The 19,015-nt window shown below is 72.0% G+C and carries 16 protein-coding genes; 8 read left to right on the top strand and 8 right to left on the bottom strand.

The features are described from left to right. Window positions 1-61 precede the first annotated feature (61 nt). The 3 genes from RCR19_RS04425 to lnt are packed head-to-tail and all read right to left on the bottom strand — an operon-like array spanning window position 62 to window position 3,046. Entirely contained in the window at window positions 62-844 is a 783-nt protein-coding gene (locus RCR19_RS04425; protein WP_331263865.1) for a 3-hydroxybutyrate dehydrogenase, read from the bottom strand. A gap of 54 nt (window positions 845-898) precedes the next feature. After that, on the bottom strand, window positions 899-1,378 hold the full coding sequence (locus tag RCR19_RS04430) for an NUDIX domain-containing protein (protein ID WP_331263866.1): 480 nt from the start codon (window positions 1,376-1,378) through the stop codon (window positions 899-901). Window positions 1,379-1,387: 9 nt separating this feature from the next. After that, window positions 1,388-3,046: an apolipoprotein N-acyltransferase gene (gene lnt, locus RCR19_RS04435; RefSeq protein WP_331263867.1), complete on the bottom strand. Its 1,659-nt coding sequence runs from the start codon at window positions 3,044-3,046 to the stop codon at window positions 1,388-1,390. 229 nt (window positions 3,047-3,275) lie between these two features. Here lnt and RCR19_RS04440 point away from each other — a divergent pair, with 229 nt between their 5' ends. After that, the gene (locus tag RCR19_RS04440; protein WP_331263868.1) at window positions 3,276-4,322 is read left to right on the top strand and encodes an O-antigen ligase family protein; all 1,047 of its coding nucleotides are present in this window, start codon (window positions 3,276-3,278) and stop codon (window positions 4,320-4,322) included. A gap of 75 nt (window positions 4,323-4,397) precedes the next feature. Here the strand turns inward: RCR19_RS04440 and RCR19_RS04445 are convergent, their stop codons facing one another. Continuing rightward, complete coding sequence (locus RCR19_RS04445) at window positions 4,398-4,931, bottom strand: hypothetical protein (protein ID WP_220290633.1); 534 nt, start codon at window positions 4,929-4,931, stop codon at window positions 4,398-4,400. A 94-nt stretch (window positions 4,932-5,025) separates the two neighbouring features. Continuing rightward, complete coding sequence (locus tag RCR19_RS04450; RefSeq protein ID WP_331263869.1) at window positions 5,026-5,811, bottom strand: aspartate/glutamate racemase family protein; 786 nt, start codon at window positions 5,809-5,811, stop codon at window positions 5,026-5,028. 39 nt (window positions 5,812-5,850) lie between these two features. Here RCR19_RS04450 and RCR19_RS04455 point away from each other — a divergent pair, with 39 nt between their 5' ends. Then, window positions 5,851-7,044 carry a glycosyltransferase gene (locus RCR19_RS04455; protein WP_331269345.1) on the top strand — a complete coding sequence of 398 codons (1,194 nt, stop codon included), beginning with the start codon at window positions 5,851-5,853 and terminating at the stop codon, window positions 7,042-7,044. A gap of 30 nt (window positions 7,045-7,074) precedes the next feature. On the opposite strand, the gene RCR19_RS04460 is transcribed toward RCR19_RS04455, so the two are convergent. Further along, the gene (locus RCR19_RS04460; protein ID WP_331263870.1) at window positions 7,075-8,457 is read right to left on the bottom strand and encodes a TerD family protein; all 1,383 of its coding nucleotides are present in this window, start codon (window positions 8,455-8,457) and stop codon (window positions 7,075-7,077) included. Between the two features lie 293 nt (window positions 8,458-8,750). On the opposite strand from RCR19_RS04460, the gene RCR19_RS04465 reads away from it, so the two are divergent. The 4 genes from RCR19_RS04465 (at window position 8,751) to RCR19_RS04480 (ending at window position 13,577) form a co-directional block, all read left to right on the top strand. After that, window positions 8,751-9,206, top strand: a complete 456-nt coding sequence (locus RCR19_RS04465) for a DUF6643 family protein (protein ID WP_331263871.1) — start codon at window positions 8,751-8,753, stop codon at window positions 9,204-9,206. 48 nt (window positions 9,207-9,254) lie between these two features. Further along, a complete protein-coding gene (locus RCR19_RS04470) occupies window positions 9,255-10,085 on the top strand; it encodes an MOSC N-terminal beta barrel domain-containing protein (protein ID WP_331263872.1) in 831 nt (276 codons plus the stop codon). A 321-nt stretch (window positions 10,086-10,406) separates the two neighbouring features. After that, window positions 10,407-11,012: a hypothetical protein gene (locus RCR19_RS04475; protein WP_331263873.1), complete on the top strand. Its 606-nt coding sequence runs from the start codon at window positions 10,407-10,409 to the stop codon at window positions 11,010-11,012. Window positions 11,013-11,135: 123 nt separating this feature from the next. Continuing rightward, window positions 11,136-13,577, top strand: a complete 2,442-nt coding sequence (locus RCR19_RS04480) for a right-handed parallel beta-helix repeat-containing protein (RefSeq protein ID WP_331263874.1) — start codon at window positions 11,136-11,138, stop codon at window positions 13,575-13,577. On the opposite strand, the gene RCR19_RS04485 is transcribed toward RCR19_RS04480, so the two are convergent. Continuing rightward, window positions 13,547-15,910: a hypothetical protein gene (locus RCR19_RS04485; protein ID WP_331263875.1), complete on the bottom strand. Its 2,364-nt coding sequence runs from the start codon at window positions 15,908-15,910 to the stop codon at window positions 13,547-13,549. The two genes, RCR19_RS04480 and RCR19_RS04485, sit on opposite strands and share 31 nt — an antisense overlap. A gap of 277 nt (window positions 15,911-16,187) precedes the next feature. Here RCR19_RS04485 and RCR19_RS04490 point away from each other — a divergent pair, with 277 nt between their 5' ends. Together RCR19_RS04490 and RCR19_RS04495 are read left to right on the top strand one after the other, a co-directional pair. Then, window positions 16,188-17,018 (top strand): DeoR/GlpR family DNA-binding transcription regulator, encoded by an 831-nt coding sequence (locus RCR19_RS04490; protein WP_331263876.1) that lies wholly within the window; start codon window positions 16,188-16,190, stop codon window positions 17,016-17,018. An 83-nt stretch (window positions 17,019-17,101) separates the two neighbouring features. Beyond that, complete coding sequence (locus RCR19_RS04495; RefSeq protein ID WP_331263877.1) at window positions 17,102-17,620, top strand: SRPBCC family protein; 519 nt, start codon at window positions 17,102-17,104, stop codon at window positions 17,618-17,620. Here RCR19_RS04495 and RCR19_RS04500 read toward each other — a convergent pair. After that, window positions 17,588-18,712, bottom strand: a complete 1,125-nt coding sequence (locus tag RCR19_RS04500; protein ID WP_331263878.1) for a PLP-dependent cysteine synthase family protein — start codon at window positions 18,710-18,712, stop codon at window positions 17,588-17,590. The genes RCR19_RS04495 and RCR19_RS04500 overlap by 33 nt on opposite strands. Window positions 18,713-19,015: the final 303 nt, after the last annotated feature.

Consider the following 19,015-nt stretch of genomic DNA (forward strand, 5'->3'; position numbering starts at 1 on the left):
AGAATGGCCCACGGCGGGGCCGGGTCCACCCGACCTGTGGACAACCTTTGACATGCCCGGCTCAGTGCGCCGTCCAGCCGCCGTCGAGCACCAGCGACGTACCGGTGATGAAGGACGCCTGGGGGCTGCACAGATAGGTCACCGCCTCGGCGACCTCCTCGGGTTCTATCAATCGCTTGACGGCACTGTCCTGGAGAAGCACCTCCGAGAGCACGCGCTCCTCGGGGATCCCGTGCACCCGCGCCTGGTCCGCGAGTTGCTTCTCGACGAGGGGCGTGCGCACATAGGCCGGGTTCACGCAGTTGGAGGTGACGCCATGGGGGGCGCCTTCCAGGGCGGCGGCCTTCGAGAGCCCTTCGAGTCCGTGTTTGGCGCTGACGTACGCCGCCTTGAACGCCGAGGCACGCAGCCCGTGCACCGAGGAGATGTTGACGATGCGGCCCCAGCCCTGTCCGTACATATGGGGCAGCGCCCCGCGCACGAGCCGGAACGGTGCCTCGAGCATCACCGTCAGCACGGTGTGGAAGACGTCGGGCGGGAACTCGTGCAGCGGGCTGACCAGTTGCAGACCCGCGTTGTTGACCAGGACGTCGGTGCCCGCGGCGATCTCCTCGGCGGCGTCGAGGTCGGTGAGGTCGAGGACGTGCGGCTCGAGGGTGCCCGCGAGACCGCGGGCGGCGCCGACCAGGTCGTCGAGACCCGCGGCGTCCCGGTCGACCGCTCTCACCTTGGCCCCGGCTGCGGCCAGCCGCAGCGAGCAGGCGCGGCCGATGCCGCCGGCGGCACCGGTGACGAGGGCGGTGCGTCCGCCGAGGTCGGGCGAGGTGTGCGGGGCAGGCGTCATGGCTCGACCCTAGGCAGTGGCCCACCCCCGCCCCATATGTTCATCGCACATACTTCAGAGCGGATGGGTGGGGTCGAACCATGTGGGTACGTCGGACAGTGCCTGCTTGATCCGGAGCAGGCCGAACTCGTTCAGTTCGGGCAGGGCGTCCACCGTGAACCAGCCGACCTCGAGCGACTCGTCGTCGTTCACACGTGCCTCACCGCCGACGGCCCGGCAGCGGAACGTGATGTCCATGTACTGGCAGATGTCGCCGTTCATGTAGGTCACCTGTTCCAGTGCCTGCACGAGGACGACCCGTTCGGGGACGCATCGCACCGCCGTCTCCTCGTACACCTCGCGCACCGCACAGGCCGCGGGCTGCTCCCCCGGGTCGGGGATGCCTCCGATCACCGACCACCGGCCGTTGTCGGCACGACGCCCCAGCAGCACTCTGCCGTCGTCGTCGAAGACGACGGCGGTGACACCGGGGAGCCACAGCAGCTGATGTCCGGCCGAAGCGCGGATGGTACGGATGAAGTCGGGAGTGGCCATGGCCAGAGCCTAACGGGCCGACTCCGACACCCCCGGCTCATCGACACGTACGTCCTGTGCGGCGCGCCCGCGGCGGCCGCGGATCACCGACACCGCCCCCCAGCCGAGCCCGGCGGCCGCGACCAGCACCAGCAGCATCTCCGGCAGGACGCCGAGCCGGGTGGCCGGCGTCTCGGAGGAGCGCAGCGGCACCTTCTGGACGAGTGAGGCGGCGACGAACATCCCGGTCCGCTGGGTGATCTTCCCGTCCGGCATGATCACGGCGCTGACACCGCTGGTCACGGGCACGGTGACGGTGCGACTGTGCTCCACCGCCCGCACCCGGGACATGGCGAGCTGCTGGTAGGTCATCTCGCTGCGGTCGAAGGTCGCGTTGTTGCTCGGGACCGAGATCAGTTGCGCCCCGTCGAGGACGGTGCTGCGCACGGTCCAGTCGAAGGCCGCCTCGTAGCAGGTCACCAGGCCGACCTTGGCGTCCGCCATGGTGAAGACGCCCGGCTCGTGCCCCCGGCTGAAGTCCTGGCGCACCATCGACGTCCAGTTCTTGTTGATGACACCGAGCAGCGACCGCAGCGGCAGATACTCGCCGAAGGGCTGCACCTGCCGCTTGTCGTAGGTGTCCACCGGGCCCTTGTCGGGATCCCACAGGATCTGCTCGTTGTAGAGCTTGCCCCCGCGCTCGACCACTCCGCCCACGGAGATGGGTACGCCGATCGCCTTCGCGGCGCCCTCGATCACGACGGCGGCGTCGGGATTGGCGAAGGGGTCGACATCCGAGGAGTTCTCGGGCCACAGCACCAGATCGGGCTTCGGCACCTTGCCCTCCCGGACCCGCTCGGCCAGACGCTCGGTCTCCCGCGCGTGGTAGTCGAGAACGGCACGCCGCTGCGCGTTGAACTCGAGCCCGGCGCGCGGCACGTTGCCCTGGACGACGGCGACGGTGGCGGTTCCGTTCTCGGCCTTGTCGCTGACCAGGGAGCGCGCGGCCACGGCGCCGAGCACGGGAGCGGCGACACTGATCAGGGCGGCGACGGCCGCCCAGCGCCAGGGCCCCGCCCCGCGGCGCCCGTCCACGGCGACGCGAACGATCTCGTAGAGACCGAATCCGCAGAGCACGACCGCGAACCCCAGCACCGGAGTGCCGCCGACGGCGGCGAGGGGCAGAAAGACGCCGTCGGCCTGACCGAAGGCGATCTTCCCCCAGGGAAAGCCGCCGAACGGCGCACGGGCCCGTGCCGCCTCCCCCGCGATCCACACCGCGGCCGCCCACACCGGCCAGGCGGGCAGTCGCGAGACCAGCACGATGCCCGCGCCGACGAGCGCGACGAACAGGGCCTCCACAGCGACCAGCGCGAGCCATGGACCGGAACCGACCTCGACGCCGGTCCAGACGAGCAGCGGAAGCAGGAAACCCAGACCGAACAGATAGCCGAGACCGAGACCCGCCTTCCAGGTGCGGCCGCGCAGACTCCAGCCGAACACGGCGAAGGCCGGCAGCGCCAGCCACCACAGCGTCCGGGGCGGAAAGCTGACGTACAGCAGCACTCCGGAGAGCGCCGCGGCTGCGGCAGGAACGAGGCGCCGAACCCGGCGCACGGCACGGGGTGCCCCTGCGGACCGGGGTTCGAGCCGCTCCGGCTCGCCCACGGAAGTAGCGGTGACGGTCACCCGGGGAGTCTACGGCGCGTGACCGAACCCCCGACAGCTCGGTTCGGGCGCATCCGGACCGCCCCGTCCCCGTTCGGGGCGTTGGCTCCCCTCCATCCGGTGCATCGTTCCTGCGCAACTCATCCACAAACCGGCGCATCACCCGTTACCGTGTGCCCGAGCCTGTGAGGTGCGGCCGGATACGGCCGGACGGTCGGGCCCGGCACAGGGGGGTGGCGGGGTGGAATCCATGGGGACGGAGTCCGCAACCGGGGCCGCGGACGCGGAAGACGACAGACGAAACGTTTCTGATACAGCGGGCGTCCTGGTGCTCGGCGCCTGCGCCGCATGGTCGCTGATCACGGCGGGCGCACACGGCGGCCGGCCCGAGGGATTTCTGCTCGCCGTGCTGGCGGTCGCCGCGGGTTATGCGGCCGGACGGATACTGGGAGCTCTTCTGCCGGTCGCCGCTCCTGCCGCGGGGGCGCTGGCCGGCCTGGGGCTGGCCCTCGCCGCACCGCACGCCACGGCAGGACCGCAGGTCGTGACGCCACCCGGGGACATCGGTGCGATCGCCGCGCTGCTCGCGCTGTCAACGGGGGCCGCCTGCTGCGCCGCCTGGGCGGCCCGGTTCCCGGCGCAGCGGCTGGCGCTCCGGTCGGCGGCCCTGGGAATCGCGGTGGTGGCGGCGGCGCTCGGCTCGACAACGGGCCTGGTCGCCTCCGCCGGGGTCCTGCTGTGCTCGCTCGCCGCCGACCGGATGCGGCATCGCGCCCTCGCGCTGTCGGGTCTCGCACTCGTGGCGGTCCTGGTGACCGGGACGACCTGGGCGGTCGCCGGGAACGTGGTGCCGAACGGGCTCGGCTCCTATCTCGAGGACCAGCTCGGCCCGCACCGGGTCCTGCTCTGGCGGGACGCGCTCACGCTCGCTCACCGCGACCCCGGGCTCGGCGCGGGCCCCGGGCGCTTCGGGGAGCTGAGTCCCACAGCCGCGCAGTCCCTCCTGCCGGACGCCAAGCCCCATTCCGCGCCGCTGCAACTGGCCGCCGAACAGGGAGTGACCGGAGCGGCACTGCTCGCGGCGGTCTTCTGCTGGGTGCTGTACGCACTGTGGCGCACCGGGCGCCCCACTCCCGTCGCGCTGACGGGGGGCGCCACGCTGACCGTGCTCGCCGTGATCGCGTCGGTGGGCAACGCGTTGAGCTTCACCGCGGTGACGGCGGGAACGGGTCTGCTCGCCGGCATCGCGACGGCACGCCCGCTGGCGGACGAGGGAGGCACGCGGACGCAGACTTGAGGGGTGGTCCGCCGGGGTGGACACACCGGATGCCCGACGTGAAAAAAGAAACGGCGGGCCGTCCGGCCGCACGGGTCAGTGCGTGGCGCCCGGAAGGCTCGGGTGCAGCCGGGCGCGGATGACCCGTACCGCCGTCTCGGCGTTGTCGACGGTGATCGTGAACGTGTGACCGTCCCACAGCCGCAGGACCACGCCCTCACCGCGCCGGACCACGACGGCCGTGCCCTTCTCGGGACGCCAGCGGTAGCCCCAACCGCCCCACTGCCGGGGAGTGACCCTGGGCGCGAACTCGGCGCCGGCCACGAGCGAGAGGGGGATGCGGCGGCGGGGGACGCCGATGTGGCCGCATCTGACCTCGAGGCAGTCCTTGTCGACCTTCACCGCCACGTGCACGAACGCGAGCGTTCCGAACAGGACCAGCAGCCCGGCCGCGATACAGCCGACGACGGACATCACCAGGGGGACGATGCCGGACGTCCACGCCGACTCGACCGCCAGCGCGATGCCGAGCGCCATACAGGCGGCACCGCCGAGCGCCAGCAGCCACTGGGCACGATTGGTCGCACGTCCCGTCCAGATATCGGGGTCGCCCTGGGGATGGTCCCTCATGCATCGAGAATACCCAGCTTCCGGAACGCGGGCACCAGGTTGCGCAGAGTCACAGAGTCCGGCGCCGGTTCTGTAAAGGGGAGCAGTGCGCCCCTCAGCGTGCGGGGCTGACCGCCTGGAGAAGCCTGCCTTCGGGATACGTCAGCGCCTCGGCGGGCAGCACGCCCTCACGACCGCTCAGCAGCACCGTGAGCCCGCCCACGGCGGGGGCGTCCGGCGCCGCGGTCTCCCCGAGGCGGCGCAGCGCCTGCGCGGCCACCGCTCCGGCGGTCCCGTGCAGGATCAGCGGGGCGTGGCCCGGCCTCTGGAGGGCCGTACGGATGGGTTCGGCCACCAGTTCGTAATTGGTGCAGCCGAGGACGACGGTGGTGACGTCCTCGGGGGTCAGTGCGGCGGCCGCGGCGACGGCGGCGTCGACGGCCGGGCGGTCGGCATGGTGCACGGCGTCGGCGAGCCCGGGGCACGGCACCTCGGCCACGGTCACCCCGTCCGCGAAGTCCCGGATGAGTCCGCGCTGGTAGGCACTCCCCGTGGTGGCGGGCGTGGCCCAGATCGCGACGGGTCCGCCGCCCGCCGCGGCCGGCTTGATCGCCGGCACCGTGCCGATGACGGGGAGATCGGGCTCGAAGCGGGCACGCAGCGCGGGCAGGGAGTGCACGGAGGCGGTGTTGCAGGCGACGATCAGCACATCGGGACGGTGTGCGGCGGCCGCCTCGGCGACGGCCAGGGCGCGGGCGGTGATGTCCTCGGGGGTGCGCGGGCCCCAGGGCATCCCGTCGGGGTCCCAGGAGAGGACGAGATCCGCGTCGGGCCGGAGTCTGCGTACCGCTGCGGCGGCCGGAAGGAGGCCGAGTCCGGAGTCCATGAGCGCGATCTTCACCCGGCCACGATAGACGATGTGCCACGGTCGGCCCTCGTGGTGGGGCAGACTGCGCGCGTGAGCGCCATCGTGTGGACTGCCGCGCTGTCACTCGCGGCCTGGTTGTGGTTGCTGCTGTGCCAGGGCTTCTTCTGGCGTACGGACGTGCGACTGCCGGCCCGCCGGGACCCCGGCGACTGGCCGTCCGTCTGCATCGTCGTGCCCGCACGCGACGAGGCAGCGGTACTGGAGCGGAGCCTGCCGTCGCTGCTCGCGCAGGACTATCCCGGACGAGCCGAGGTCTTCCTGATCGACGACGGCAGTTCGGACGGCACCGGGGAGCTGGCCCGCGACCTCGCCGAGCGGCACGGCGGGCTGCCGCTGACCGTCGACTCGCCCGGCGAACCGCCGGCCGGCTGGACCGGCAAACTGTGGGCCGTGCGCCACGGGATCGCCCTCGCACGTGTGCGTGAACCCGAGTATCTGCTGCTCACGGATGCCGATATCGCCCATGCCCCCGACAGCCTGCGGGAACTGGTGGCGTCGGCGCGCACCGGCGGCTTCGACCTCGTCTCACAGATGGCCCGGCTCCGGGTGGAGAGCGTGTGGGAGCGGCTCGTCGTCCCCGCGTTCGTGTACTTCTTCGCCCAGCTGTACCCCTTCCGCCGGATCGCGGTGCCCGGGGGCCGAACGGCTGCCGCGGCAGGCGGTTGCGTGCTGCTGCGCACCGAGACGGCCGGGCGTGCGCGTATCCCCGATGCCATCCGGCAGGCGGTCATCGACGACGTGGCGCTCGCGCGAGCGGTCAAGAACGGCGGCGGCCGCATCTGGCTGGGGCTCGCCGACCGCGTCGAGAGCGTGCGGCCGTATCCGCGACTGCACGACCTGTGGCGGATGGTCTCCCGCAGCGCCTACGCCCAACTGCGCCACAATCCGCTGCTCCTGGCCGGCACGGTGCTCGGACTGGCCCTCGTCTATCTGGTTCCGTCGGCCGCCCTGATCACCGGGATCGTCACCGGAAACCTTGCGGCGGTGGTGATCGGCGGGCTGGCGAAACTGGTGATGACGGCGACGTACCTCCCGATGCTGCGCTACTACCGCCAGCCGCCGCTGCTCGCGCTGTCGCTTCCGGTCACGGCGTTGCTGTATCTGTTCATGACGGTCGACTCGGCGGTGCAGCACTACCGGGGGCGAGGTGCGGCCTGGAAGGGCCGCACCTACGCACGCCCGGACGCGGCGTTCGAGGAGCGGTGAACGGGCCGGTCGCGGGGGCGACCGGCCGCGTCATTTTCTGCCGGGGGTCCAGTTCATGCCCCACCCGTAGGCGCGGTCGATCGTGCGCTGCGGGCTGACCCCGCGCTCCGGAACGAGGTAGCGGGCCTCGCGCTGGACGATCAGATCGCCGCCGGAGTTGGTGATGAGGGCGAGGGCGCACACGGTCGAGGGCACCGTGCACTCGTCGAGGGAGAACTCGACCGGTGCGCCGTGCTGCGGCTGGAGCGTGACCGTGGCGTGCAGGTCGGCGAAGGAGCGGGCGCCTTCGTAGATGGTCACGAAGATGAGAATCCGCCTGAAGCTCTGCGTGCGGTCGAGGTTGACGGTGAGGTTCTCACCGGTCTCCACCGCTCCGGTGCGGTCGTCGCCGTCGAGGTGGATGTACGGCGGATGGTGCAGCGAGCCGAAGGCGTTGCCGAGCGCCTGGACGACCCCCTTGCTGCCGTCGGACAGTTCGAACAGGGCGCACAGGTCAAGATCGAGGTCCGAGTGCCGGGCCACGGCCCGCCCGCGCTTGCTGCCCCAGCCGGAAAACTGTTTGTGCACCTGCCAGTTGAGGTTCACGCGCATGAAACCGGACGTTCCGCCCTGTTTGCTCAGCGAGACCGAGGGGGCCTGCTTGGTGAGCGTGACCTTGGTGAGGCGGACCGGGGCCGGGGGCACCGGAGCAGGGACGGCCGGCACGGGCGCGGGCGCACCGTAGGGCCCCGTCGGAGCGGGTGGCGGCGGCCCGTACGGGGAGGTGGGCGGCACCGCCGTCACCGGAGGCGGAGGCACCGCCACGGGCGGCATCGGCGGCGGGGGCACCGTGACCGGCGCGGCCGGCCGGTCGATACGCGGGGCGGGCGGAGAAGGCGGTGCCGCGCGCTGCGGCTCGTCCACCGTGATGCCGTAGTCCGTCGCCAGCCCTTCGAGCCCACTGCTGTAGCCCTGCCCGACGGCACGGAACTTCCAGGCGCCCTGGCGACGGTAGAACTCCCCCAGCACGAAGGCGGTCTCGGCGCCCGCCGCAGGGTCGAAGCGTGCGATCTCCGTGCCCTGCTGGGCGTCCAGCACACGGATGGCCAGCCCGGGCACCTGCCCGAACGTGCCCCCGTCGGAGGAGGCGGCGAGCACCACGGTCTCGATCGCGGGCTCCACGCGCGCGAGATCGACCACGAGCGTGTCCGTCACCTGGCCGCCGGCGTTCCGCTTGCCTTCGTGGCGCACCGCACCCGAGGAGTGCGCGGGCTGGTTGTAGAAGACGAAGTCCCCGTCCGTCCGGACCTTCCCGGAGTTCAGCAGCAGTGCCGAGGCGTCCACGTCGGGCACGCCGGGTCCTGGGCGCCAGCCCAGTTCGACGCGCAGTGCCGCCGTCGGCACTTGAAGGTTGGATCCTTTCGACATTGACATGTCCGCCCCCATCACGTGGTGCCGCACCGGGACCGAGGCCCGGAGCGGTCCGTTGCAACCGTCGCGGTCAACCTATTCCCCCGGAGCCCGAACTCCCATGACCCCGACCGCGGGACCACCGGCCAACCCCCGGTAACCCACCGGGAACTCGGCCTTTACACGATCTCAACCCCGCTCATTGCCCTTTTTTGCCAAGTTCGCTCGCATTGGGGATCCCGCGTCACCCCGGACACGGAAAACAACCCTCTTATCGGTCTCCCCAACCAGCACATCGTGGGCTTAACTTATGTGCCATGACCTCCCCCCGCTCCACCTATGGCGGCGGCTACTACTCCGCGTCGCCCTTCCCGGACACTCCGATCTACGACAGGCTCGTCGCCGAGCGGGGAACCCCGCAGATCGCCCCGATCCGGGTCCCCTCCGCGTACGACATCCCGGGCAGCAATCTGCCCGCGCTGCCGTCGGCGCTTCCCGCGCTGCCGGCCGCCCCCTCCCCCCAGGTCCCCGCCTACGGCTACCCGCAGGCGGCCCCGCATCCCGCGCCCCTGCAGCAGGCCCCCACCGCGTACATCCCGCAGCAGGCGGCCGGCCCCCGTGGCTACCCTGCCCAGCAGCAGATGCAGCCGCCGCGCCCCATGGGCACGGGCTACGAGGCGATGCGCCCCGCCGCACCCCGTCCCGCCGCACCCCGACCGGCCCCGGCGCCGTACCAGGACCCGTACAACAACGGGCAGTACCGCGGATACTGATCCATTTCACGGGATGAGGCCGTCGGCCCTCGATGGGACGATGGCCTCATGCCGAATCCAGTGCTGCACTCCCTTCATGTCCACCCGGTCAAGGCACTGCGGGGCCAGGCACCCCACGAGGCCGTGGTGGAGCCTTGGGGGCTGGCCGGGGACCGGCGCTGGGCACTGATCGACGAGTCCGGCCGGGTCGTCACACAACGCGAGCACCCGCACCTGGCGTTGGCCGCCGCCGAGCTGCTGCCCGGCGGCGCGATCCGTGTGTCCGCACCCGGCCTGGACCCGCTGACCGTGACCGTCCCCGACCCGTCCGGCGGTACGACGACGGCCAAGTGGGCGGGAGACAAGATCGAGACGGTCGCCGCCGGCCGCGCCGCGGACGACTGGTTCAGCACGTACGTCGGCGTGGGCGTGCGCCTCGTCCACCTGGACGATCCGGCCGTCCGCCGGCCCATCCACGACCCGCCCTTCGGGCGCCCCGGTGAGACCGTCAGCATGGCCGACGGCTACCCGCTGCTGCTCACGACGGTCTCGTCCCTGGACGCCCTGAACTCCCTGATCGCACAGGGCGACCACGCCGCGGAGGGCCCGCTGCCCATGAACCGTTTCCGGCCGAACGTCGTCGTGGCCGGAACGCGGCCCTGGGCCGAGGACGACTGGACGCGGATCGCCGTCGGAGAGGTCGTCTTCCGGGTCGCCAAGGTGTGCGGGCGCTGCGTCGTGACCACAACGGACCAGACCACCGCCGAGCGGGGCAAGGAACCGCTGCGCACCCTCGCCCGCCACCGCCGGGTCGGCGGCAAGCTGGCCTTCGGGCAGAACCTGGTGCCGCAGTCGCCGGGCGTCATCCGCCTCGGCGACCCCGTCACCATCCTCGACTGAGAACCGCCGGGGCGGGTTCGGACCGTCGCCCCCGGCGCCGGGGGCGGCCCGCCGCCGCTTCCCCGATGTCGCCGCTCGCCCTACCGCGTCGAGTCCCGCACACCCGTTACGGAAACGACCCCTTCATATCTCTCCCCGGGAACACCTCGATCGGGTGTCGGTCGGGGGAACCGCGGAACCCGGCACGGTCGTTGAGCCGACGTGAGAAATTCATGAAAGGCGCGTCGGCCCGGGAGAGGTGATGTGGCTCTCTCTTTTCCGGCTCGGCGGCGGACGTCCGGGTTCCGGGGTTATCACGGACGCGTAAGGGGGTGCGGGACGGTGCGAGCAATCAGCGGTCTGTGGCGCTGGCGGGGCAATCCTCTGTGCCGTGGAACCGATCTGGCCGAGGCCTGGACGGCGCTGGCCGCCCTGCTCCTGGTCCTTGCCGCGGCGCCCCTGGCCGGGGTCGTGATCGGTTCGGTCGCCCAGGGGTCCCTGCAGAATGCCGTGCGGGACCAGCAGCACAGCCGCCACCTGGTGGTGGCGACCGTCGTCAAGAAGCTCAACCGCGTGGTGCTGGACCCGGATCCGGAGTCCTCGACGACGGGGAACGCGCACAGCCGGGTACTCGCCGACTGGACCGCGCCGGACGGCACCAGACGCCACGCGGCGGTCCTCGCCGAGCTCGAGTCCCCGCACCCGGGCGACCACTTCAGCATCTGGACCGACGCCCACGGCGGCCTCGTGACCCGCCCGCTGGACCGGGCCACCGCGACGACACACGCCGTGCTCGCGGGCGCCGGCGCGGCCGGACTGACCGGAGCGCTCATAGAAGGCGGCCGCCGGCTGATCGTCTGGCGCATGGTCCGCCGCCGTTACACACGATGGGACCAGGCGTGGGACAGGGCGGGCCCGGACTGGGGCCGCACCGGAACGGGCAGTTGACCGCCTTCGGCCTCCGGTCAACCGGGTACGTCCGCGCACGCTACGGTGGACCGGTCGGCTGGTCCGCTGTCCGGCATCTTCGCGAGAACCCGCGTGAGTACGAGGTGGGGGCACAGCAGCGCCATGGCACAGGGCACGGTCCAGGTGACGCACACCGGCACATCGCGGTGGCGGCGCCGCACAGGTGAGTACGCGTCGCTCGCCGCCGCCCTGGAGGCCGCGGGCGACGGAGACGTCCTCACCGTCGCACCCGGCACCTATCGGGAGAACCTCGTCCTCCATCGGGTGGTGACGCTGCGCGGCCCCGAGGGCTCCCCCGGTTCCGTGCGCATCGCCCCGGTGGACGGGGTGCCGCTCACCGTGCGGGCCTCCGCCGTGGTGCAGGACCTCCACATCGAGGGGCAGGACGCGGCCGCGCCCGCGCTGCTCGTCGAGGAGGGCGCCCCGGAGCTGGTGGACGTACGGATCACCACGCGCTCGGCGGCCGGCATCGAGGTCCGCGGCGGCGCCCGCCCCACCGTCCGGCGGTGCACCGTCGACAATCCGGCGGGCGTCGGCATCGCCGTCGTGGACGGTGGCGGCGGCGTGTTCGAGGAGTGCGAGGTCGTGGCCGCGGCCCAGTCGGGTGTCGCGGTCCGCGGCGGTGCCCGCCCGCGTCTCGAACACTGCCGCGTGCACCACGCCTCGGGCGCCGGTCTGTCGGTGACGGGTGAGAACTCCTCGCTGGAGGCGGTCGGTTGCGAGGTGTACGAGATCCGGGGCTCCGGTGTGCAGGTGACCGCCCGGGCCACGGCACATCTGACGGACTGCGATGTGCACCGCACGACCGCCGACGGTGTCACGCTCGACACCGACGCCGTGCTCACGCTGGCCGACTGCCGCATCCACGACATCCCCGAGAACGCGGTCGACCTGCGCTCCCGTTCGGTGCTCACGCTGACCCGCACATCGGTGCGTCAGTTCGGCCGCAACGGCCTCTCGGTGTGGGATCCGGGCACCCGGGTGGACGCCAACCAGTGCGAGATCTTCGACAGCACGGGCGACTATCCGGCGGTGTGGGTCAGCGACGGCGCCACCGCGGTGCTCGAGTCCTGCCGGGTGCACGACGTACCGGACGCCCTGTTCGTCCTCGACCGCGGCTCGCGCGCGGACGTCGTGGACAGCGATCTGACGCAGGTGCGCAACACGGCAGTGTCGGTGAGCGACGGCGCCACCGCACAGCTCGACGACTGCCGGATCCGGGATGCCGCGACGGGCGCCTGGTTCCGGGACCACGGCAGCGGCGGCACACTGTCCGGCTGCACCATCGACGGCACCCAGACCGGCGTGATCGTCACCAAGGGCGCCGATCCCACCATCGACCGGTGCACGGTGACCTCACCGGCGGAGGCCGGCTTCTACGTCTCGGCGGACGGCCGGGGCAGCTTCCTGAACTGCCGGGTCACGGGCAGCGGTGGCTACGGCTTCCATGTGATAGACGGCTGCCGGGCCACCTTGAGGAAGTGCCGGACCGAGCGGTGCGCGCGCGGAGGTTACGAGTTCGCGGACGGCGGCCCGGGCACCTCCGGCGACGGCCCGGTGGTGGAGGACTGCACCAGCGACGAGAGCGCCGGGCTCCGGCTGCCCGAACCGCCCCAGGAGACCGCCGTACAGACGACGGCCATGTCCTCCGGTCTGCTGGGCGCCATCCCCGGTCAGCGCACCACGGAGCAGGACCATCTCCTCACGGCGGTCCCCGATCCCGAGAAGCCCGCCCGCACCTCGGCGGCCGTGCTCGGGGAACTCGACGCGCTGGTCGGTCTGGAGAGCGTCAAGCGCGAGGTGCGGGCCCTGACCGACATGATCGAGGTCGGACGCCGCCGGCAGCAGGCGGGCCTCAAGGCGGCGTCCGTACGGCGGCACTTGGTGTTCACGGGTTCCCCCGGCACCGGCAAGACGACGGTCGCCCGTCTGTACGGCGAGATCCTGGCCTCGCTCGGCGTCCTGGAGAAGGGCCACCTCGTGGAGGTGTCCCGGGTCGACCTGGTGGGCGAGCACATCGGCTCCACCGCCATCCGCACCCAGGAAGCCTTCGAACGGGCACGCGGCGGGGTGCTGTTCATCGACGAGGCGTACGCCCTGTCCCCGGAGGACTCCGGGCGCGACTTCGGCCGTGAGGCCATCGACACGCTCGTGAAGCTGATGGAGGACCACCGTGACGCGGTCGTGGTCATCGTCGCGGGCTACACGGCCGAGATGGAGCGCTTCCTTTCGGTCAACCCCGGTGTGGCCTCACGCTTCTCACGGACCATCAGGTTCGGCGACTACGGCCCCGACGAGCTGTTGAGGATCGTGGAGCAGCAGTCCGAGGAGCACGAGTACCGGCTCGGCCCCGGCACGGGCGAAGCGCTCCTGAAGTACTTCACGGCGATTCCGAAGGGACCGGCGTTCGGCAACGGGCGCACCGCACGCCAGACCTTCGAGGCGATGGTGGAGCGGCACGCGGGCCGGGTCGCCCAGTTGGCGGAGCCGAGCACGGACGAGCTGACCCTGCTCTACCCGGAGGACTTGCCGGAGCTCCCCTGACCGGCGCTCCCCGCCTCCGTGCCCGGCCCCGCGGGACGGGGTCCCGGCAGCCCCGGCCGCAGCCGGCTCAGCAGCCGCTCGCGCTCCTCGGCGAACGCCGGGTCCGCCTGGTAGTCGCCGTGCCCGAGGATCGGCGCGGGCAGCGGGTGCTCGGCGGTGCGGCCGTAGGCGAGCGGATCCCTGAGGGGTGCGCGGTCCACCTGCGGGCCGCAGTCACCGGGCAGCCGGATCGGTCCGCCGATCGGGTCCGTGAGGCGGTAGAGGTTGCGCCAGCAGGCCACCTCGCGGTGCAGGGAACTGAGCGCGGCGGGCCCGAAATAGGCCGGGAACCAGCGCCCGTACAGCCGCTCGAGCGGCGAGCCGTAGGTCAGGAGGGCCACCCTGCGGCGCACCGAGGGTTCGAGCTGCCAGGCCGCGGCCGCCGCGAGCACACTGCCCTGGGAGTGACCGGAGAGCACGAGCCGTCCGCCGGTGGCCTCGGTCCAGGTGGCCATGCGCCAGGAGAGGTCGGGCACGGCGCGCTCGGCGTAACAGGGCGGGGCGAAGGGGTGCGCGGCACGCGGCCAGAAGGTGCCGACGTCCCACAGGATGCCGATGGTGCGCCGTGCCGAGGCGTCCTTGTAGGCACGGCGTCCCCAGGTCACGAAGAGGAGGAAGCCGATGCCGATCAGCCAGGAGCCGAGCGCCTGAGCGGTCTCGGCGGCTCCGCGCACGAAGGCGTGGCTGCCCCGGGCGGCCCCTTCCGGGGTGTCATGCCCGGCGAACGCCCCCACCAGGGCCAGCGCGCCCAGGAGCAGGGTCGAGGCGGACATGACGGCGACGACGAGCGGCGCCCGGTCGGTGAGGGCGGCCATGGCCCGGGTGCCCGCGATACGGCGGGTGCGGGCCTCGTCCTCGGGCTCGCCCTGGTGGGCGAGTTCCACCGCGGCGGTCCCGGCGCGGCGCAGCACCGCGGTGCGCCGGGCCAGCCGGCCCACGACGACGAGCAGAACGAGCAGCAGGGGCGGGATCGTGGACGCCTGCCAGGTGAGCAGGACGGGTGGACCGGCCATGATGTGCCGGGTCCCGTCCAGCCAGTCGGCGACGCGCTGGGCCACGCCGCCGGACATCACCCCGCCGAGCGCGCAGGCCAGCATCGCGACCGCGGGTCCGGCCAGTCCGCGCATCGCGGTGCGTGTGTCGGGGTGGGTGCGGTGGAGGACATGGGCGACGACGCCCAGCGCGACGACGAGCACCCCCTGCGCCAGGGCGAGCGCGCCGAACGTGGTGTCACCCGGCAACCGGTCCGCGGACCGCCAGCCCGGGCGCGACCAGCCGGCGTACACCGCGGTCACGGCGAGCAGCACCAGCGCACCCGCGGGCAGTCGGCGTACCAGTGCCCGGTCGAGAGTCCTGTCCAGCCGGTTCTCGGTGCGGCCCCGTCGGCACACCACCCCCACCACAACGAGGCCGCCGACGAGGAGAGTTGCGCACAGGAGCCGGCCGAGGACTTCGAGTTCGACGGAGCCGTGCCGGCTGTCGTACCGGGCGGCGGCGGTGGCCGGCGCGGCGGCGACCGTGAGAAAACCCGCGGCGGTGTGGGCGGCGCGCAACCGGGCGACCAGGCGCCGTCCGTACCAGAACCCGGGGCTGTCGAGTGCGGTGCGGTGCGGCTCCTCGTCGGGCTCGGCCGGGCGGGAGATCGGCTGCTGGGACTCGTACGCGCTCCAGGTGCGGTGCGACAGGTACCAGAGCAGCCCGGTCAGCGCCGTGGGCACCAGCGACGCCAGGGCCAGCCGCCGTCCCGGCTCGCTCCACCAGCCCTGGTCGGAGACCGCGGGTGAGAGGAAGCCGAGCCAGGAGTGGCGCTCGGCGCACGCGCGCGTACCGGCGCACTGCCAGGCACCGAGGTCGAGGGCGACCTCGCAGGCGGCGGCGACCAGCAGCACGGTCAGGGTGAGCCCGAGGAGACGGACGATCAGTCCGTACAGGCGGACGGTCCGCGGCCGTCCGGTCGTCGTGGGGCGCATCCAGTGCGCGAGATTGACCACCATGAAGGGCAGCAGCAACAGCCACAGGGCACGGGCGGCGTTCCCGGAGGTGAGGTTGCACCACACGTACGCCTCGGGCACCGGACCTCCGCGGTCCCGCGGGTTCCGCTCGGCGTCGGCGCCGGCGTCGGCCTCGCGGCGGTGGACGGCGGCCGTCTCGTCACCGGAGACACGCACCGTGCGCGGATCGCCCAGCATCTCCTCGGGTGTGGTGCCACCGACACCGTGGACCAGAAGTTCCAGGTCGGTCCCGCTCTCCGGCGGCCGCTGCCCGGTGTCGCCGTGTTCCCGTGCACGCTCCACTGCTCAGCACTTCCCCCGCGTTGCGTACCGTGTGTCATGCGCAGGCAGATGATCTCCGGTGCCCCAGGTGTGCACACCCGTTCTCACGGAATCTCCCCGATACGGGTGACGTGACGAACTGCGGAAGGTGATTCACGGGGCACGGGGGGGTGGCTCCATCCAGGGCAAGCCGTGCGAGGATGGGGCGGCCTCGGCTTTGGCGGCGGGAGAATGGCCTTGTCGGAGCCGGTATGGATGCCATGCCGTGATGGATCAGGCGAAAGGGAGCAATGCGGACGTGAGCGAGAATCAGAACCTCCTCGCGGAGCAGCGCCGCGCCTTGATCCTCGACGAGGTACGACGACGCGGCGGTGTCCGGGTGAACGAGCTCACCCGGAAGCTGGGCGTCTCCGACATGACGGTCCGCCGCGATCTGGACGCACTCGCCCGTCAGGGCGTACTGGAGAAGGTCCACGGCGGCGCGGTCCCGGTGGTGGAGGCGAGCACGCACGAGCCGGGGTTCGAGGCCAAGTCCGGCCTGGAACTGACGGCCAAGGAGGACATCGCCCGGACCGCCGCGGAACTGGTCGCGCCGGGTACCGCGATCGCGCTGTCCGGCGGGACGACGACTTACGCGCTGGCCCACCACCTCCTCGATGTACCGGAGTTGACCGTCGTCACCAACTCGGTGCGCGTCGCGGACGTCTTCCACTCCGCACAGCGCACCTCCGGCCAGCGCCAGGGCGGCGCCACGGTCGTGCTGACCGGCGGGGTGCGAACCCCGTCCGACTCGCTCGTCGGCCCCGTCGCCGACCAGGCCATCGCGTCCCTCCACTTCGATGTGCTGTTCCTCGGTGTGCACGGGATATCGGTGGAGGCGGGCCTTTCGACGCCGAATCTGGCGGAGGCCGAGACCAACCGGCGGCTCGTGCAGTCCGCGCGGCGTGTGGTGGTCGTCGCCGACCACACCAAGTGGGGCACGGTGGGCCTGAGTTCGTTCGCCGCGCTGGAGCAGGTCGACACCCTCGTCACGGACGCGGGGCTGCCCGCCGAGGCGCGGGAGGAGATCTCGGAGCACCTCAGGCGGCTGGTGGTGGCGGGGGATGCCGAAGAGGATACTGACATCTGACAGGCCGCCAGTTATGGTGGGCGCCGACCCGCACCACCGCTTCCGTTCGGGGACGCCGGTGTTCCCGCGAGGAGGTTCCGTCCATGGCACGTCTGTTGCGCCCGGTGGGACTCGACTTCACGAAGACCGCTCCCGTCCGGCTGGTCTTCGTCCGGGAGATCACGGCATCCCCGGCGGCGGTCTTCCGGGCTCTCGCCCACGATGTCCCGGGCTGGAGCGAGTGGTTCCCCGGCGTGACCTACGCCCGCCCCCTCGACGACGGCACCCGTCGCGAGGTGCATCTGGCGGGCGGCACCCGCTACCTGGAGTCCGTGGTAGCGGCCGAGCCGAACGAGGTCTACGCGTACCGCGTCGACGAGACGGGTGTGCCCGGGATGCGCGCGCTGCTCGAGGAGTGGCGGCTCACCCCTGCCGGTACGGGCACCCGGGTGCAGTGGACCTTCGCGGCTGACGGGTCGGCGGTCTTCCGATTCGCTCTGAAGTGTGGGCGCGGGGGCCTGGGACGCGCCTTCCGCGGCGCCGTGCAGGCACTGGACCGAAGGCTGGCGGCGCAGGGCGCCGGGCCGGAGTCAGTCCGGCCACACCCCGGTCTCCAGGAGTGACCCGATCGCCGCGGTGTACGGGGCGATGTCGAGCCCCTGCTCGGCGAGCCATGCGTCCGAGTAGTACTTGTCCAGATAGCGGTCGCCCGGGTCGCACAGCAAGGTGACCACACTGCCCGTGCGGGCTTCGGCCACCATCTCGGCGACGATCTTCAGCGCGCTCCACAGGCCCGTGCCGGTGGAGCCGCCCGCCCTGCGGCCGATGGCCGCTTCCAGGGCCCGCACGGCCGCGACCGTCGCCGCGTCCGGCACCTTCATCATCCGGTCGATGGCGCCCGGTACGAAACTCGGCTCCATCCGCGGCCGGCCGATGCCCTCGATCCGCGAGCCCCGGTCACAGGTGACGTCCGGGTCTCCCGTCGTCCACCCGTCGAAGAAGCAGGAGTTCTCCGGGTCGGCCACACAGATGCGGGTGTCGTACTGCATGTAGTGCACATACCGGGCGAGGGTCGCCGAGGTTCCTCCGGTACCGGCGGTGGCGACGATCCACGCGGGCTCCGGGAACCGCTCAAGTTCCAGCTGACGGAAGATGGACTCGGCGATGTTGTTGTTGCCCCGCCAGTCCGTCGCCCGTTCCGCGTAGGTGAACTGGTCCATGTAGTGGCCGCCGGTCTCCGCCGCCAGGGCGGCCGAGGCCTCGTACATCTTGCGCGAGTCGTCCACGAAGTGGCAGCGCCCGCCGTGGAATTCGATGAGACGGCACTTCTCGGGGCTCGTTGTGCGCGGCATGACCGCGATGAAGGGCACACCGATGAGCTTGGCGAAGTACGCCTCGGAGACCGCGGTCGAACCGCTGGACGCCTCGATCACCGGACGGCCGGGCCTGATCCAGCCGTTGCACAGCCCGTACAGGAACAGGGACCGGGCGAGGCGGTGCTTGAGGCTGCCGGTGGGGTGGGTCGACTCGTCCTTCAGATAGAGATCGATGCCCCACTGCTCCGGCAGCGGGAAGCGCAGCAGATGCGTGTCGGCCGAGCGGTTGGCATCCGCCTGGACCTTGCGGACGGCCTCTTTGAGCCAGGAGCGGTACTCCGCGTCGCTGCGGTCGACGTCGTACGTCCCGCCGGGGCGGGTGATCTGCGGGGTGCTCACCACGGGACTCCTTACCGGGGTGTCCGACGCCCGGTTCACACGGTCGGACGCCTCGATCATAGACACCTTCGGCAGCGCTTCCCACCTGCATAAACACGCCTTTGAGCTGCTCAAAGGCACCGCTGGGGAAGTCGGCGGAAAACGGTGGGGGCGCATCCGCGCGAGTGCGCCGGATACCCGCTGCGACCCTGCCGTGCACACTGGTGGAAGGCGCCGGGTGCGGGCAGACTGCACGGCGTGGGAGGCCGGCCGGTGCGGCCGGACCGTGCGCGCAGCGCCCGTACGGGCAGCACGCGGGACCAT

The organism is Streptomyces sp. WAC07094 (assembly GCF_036320405.1).
GTDB classification, from domain to species: Bacteria; Actinomycetota; Actinomycetes; order Streptomycetales; family Streptomycetaceae; genus Streptomyces; species Streptomyces lannensis.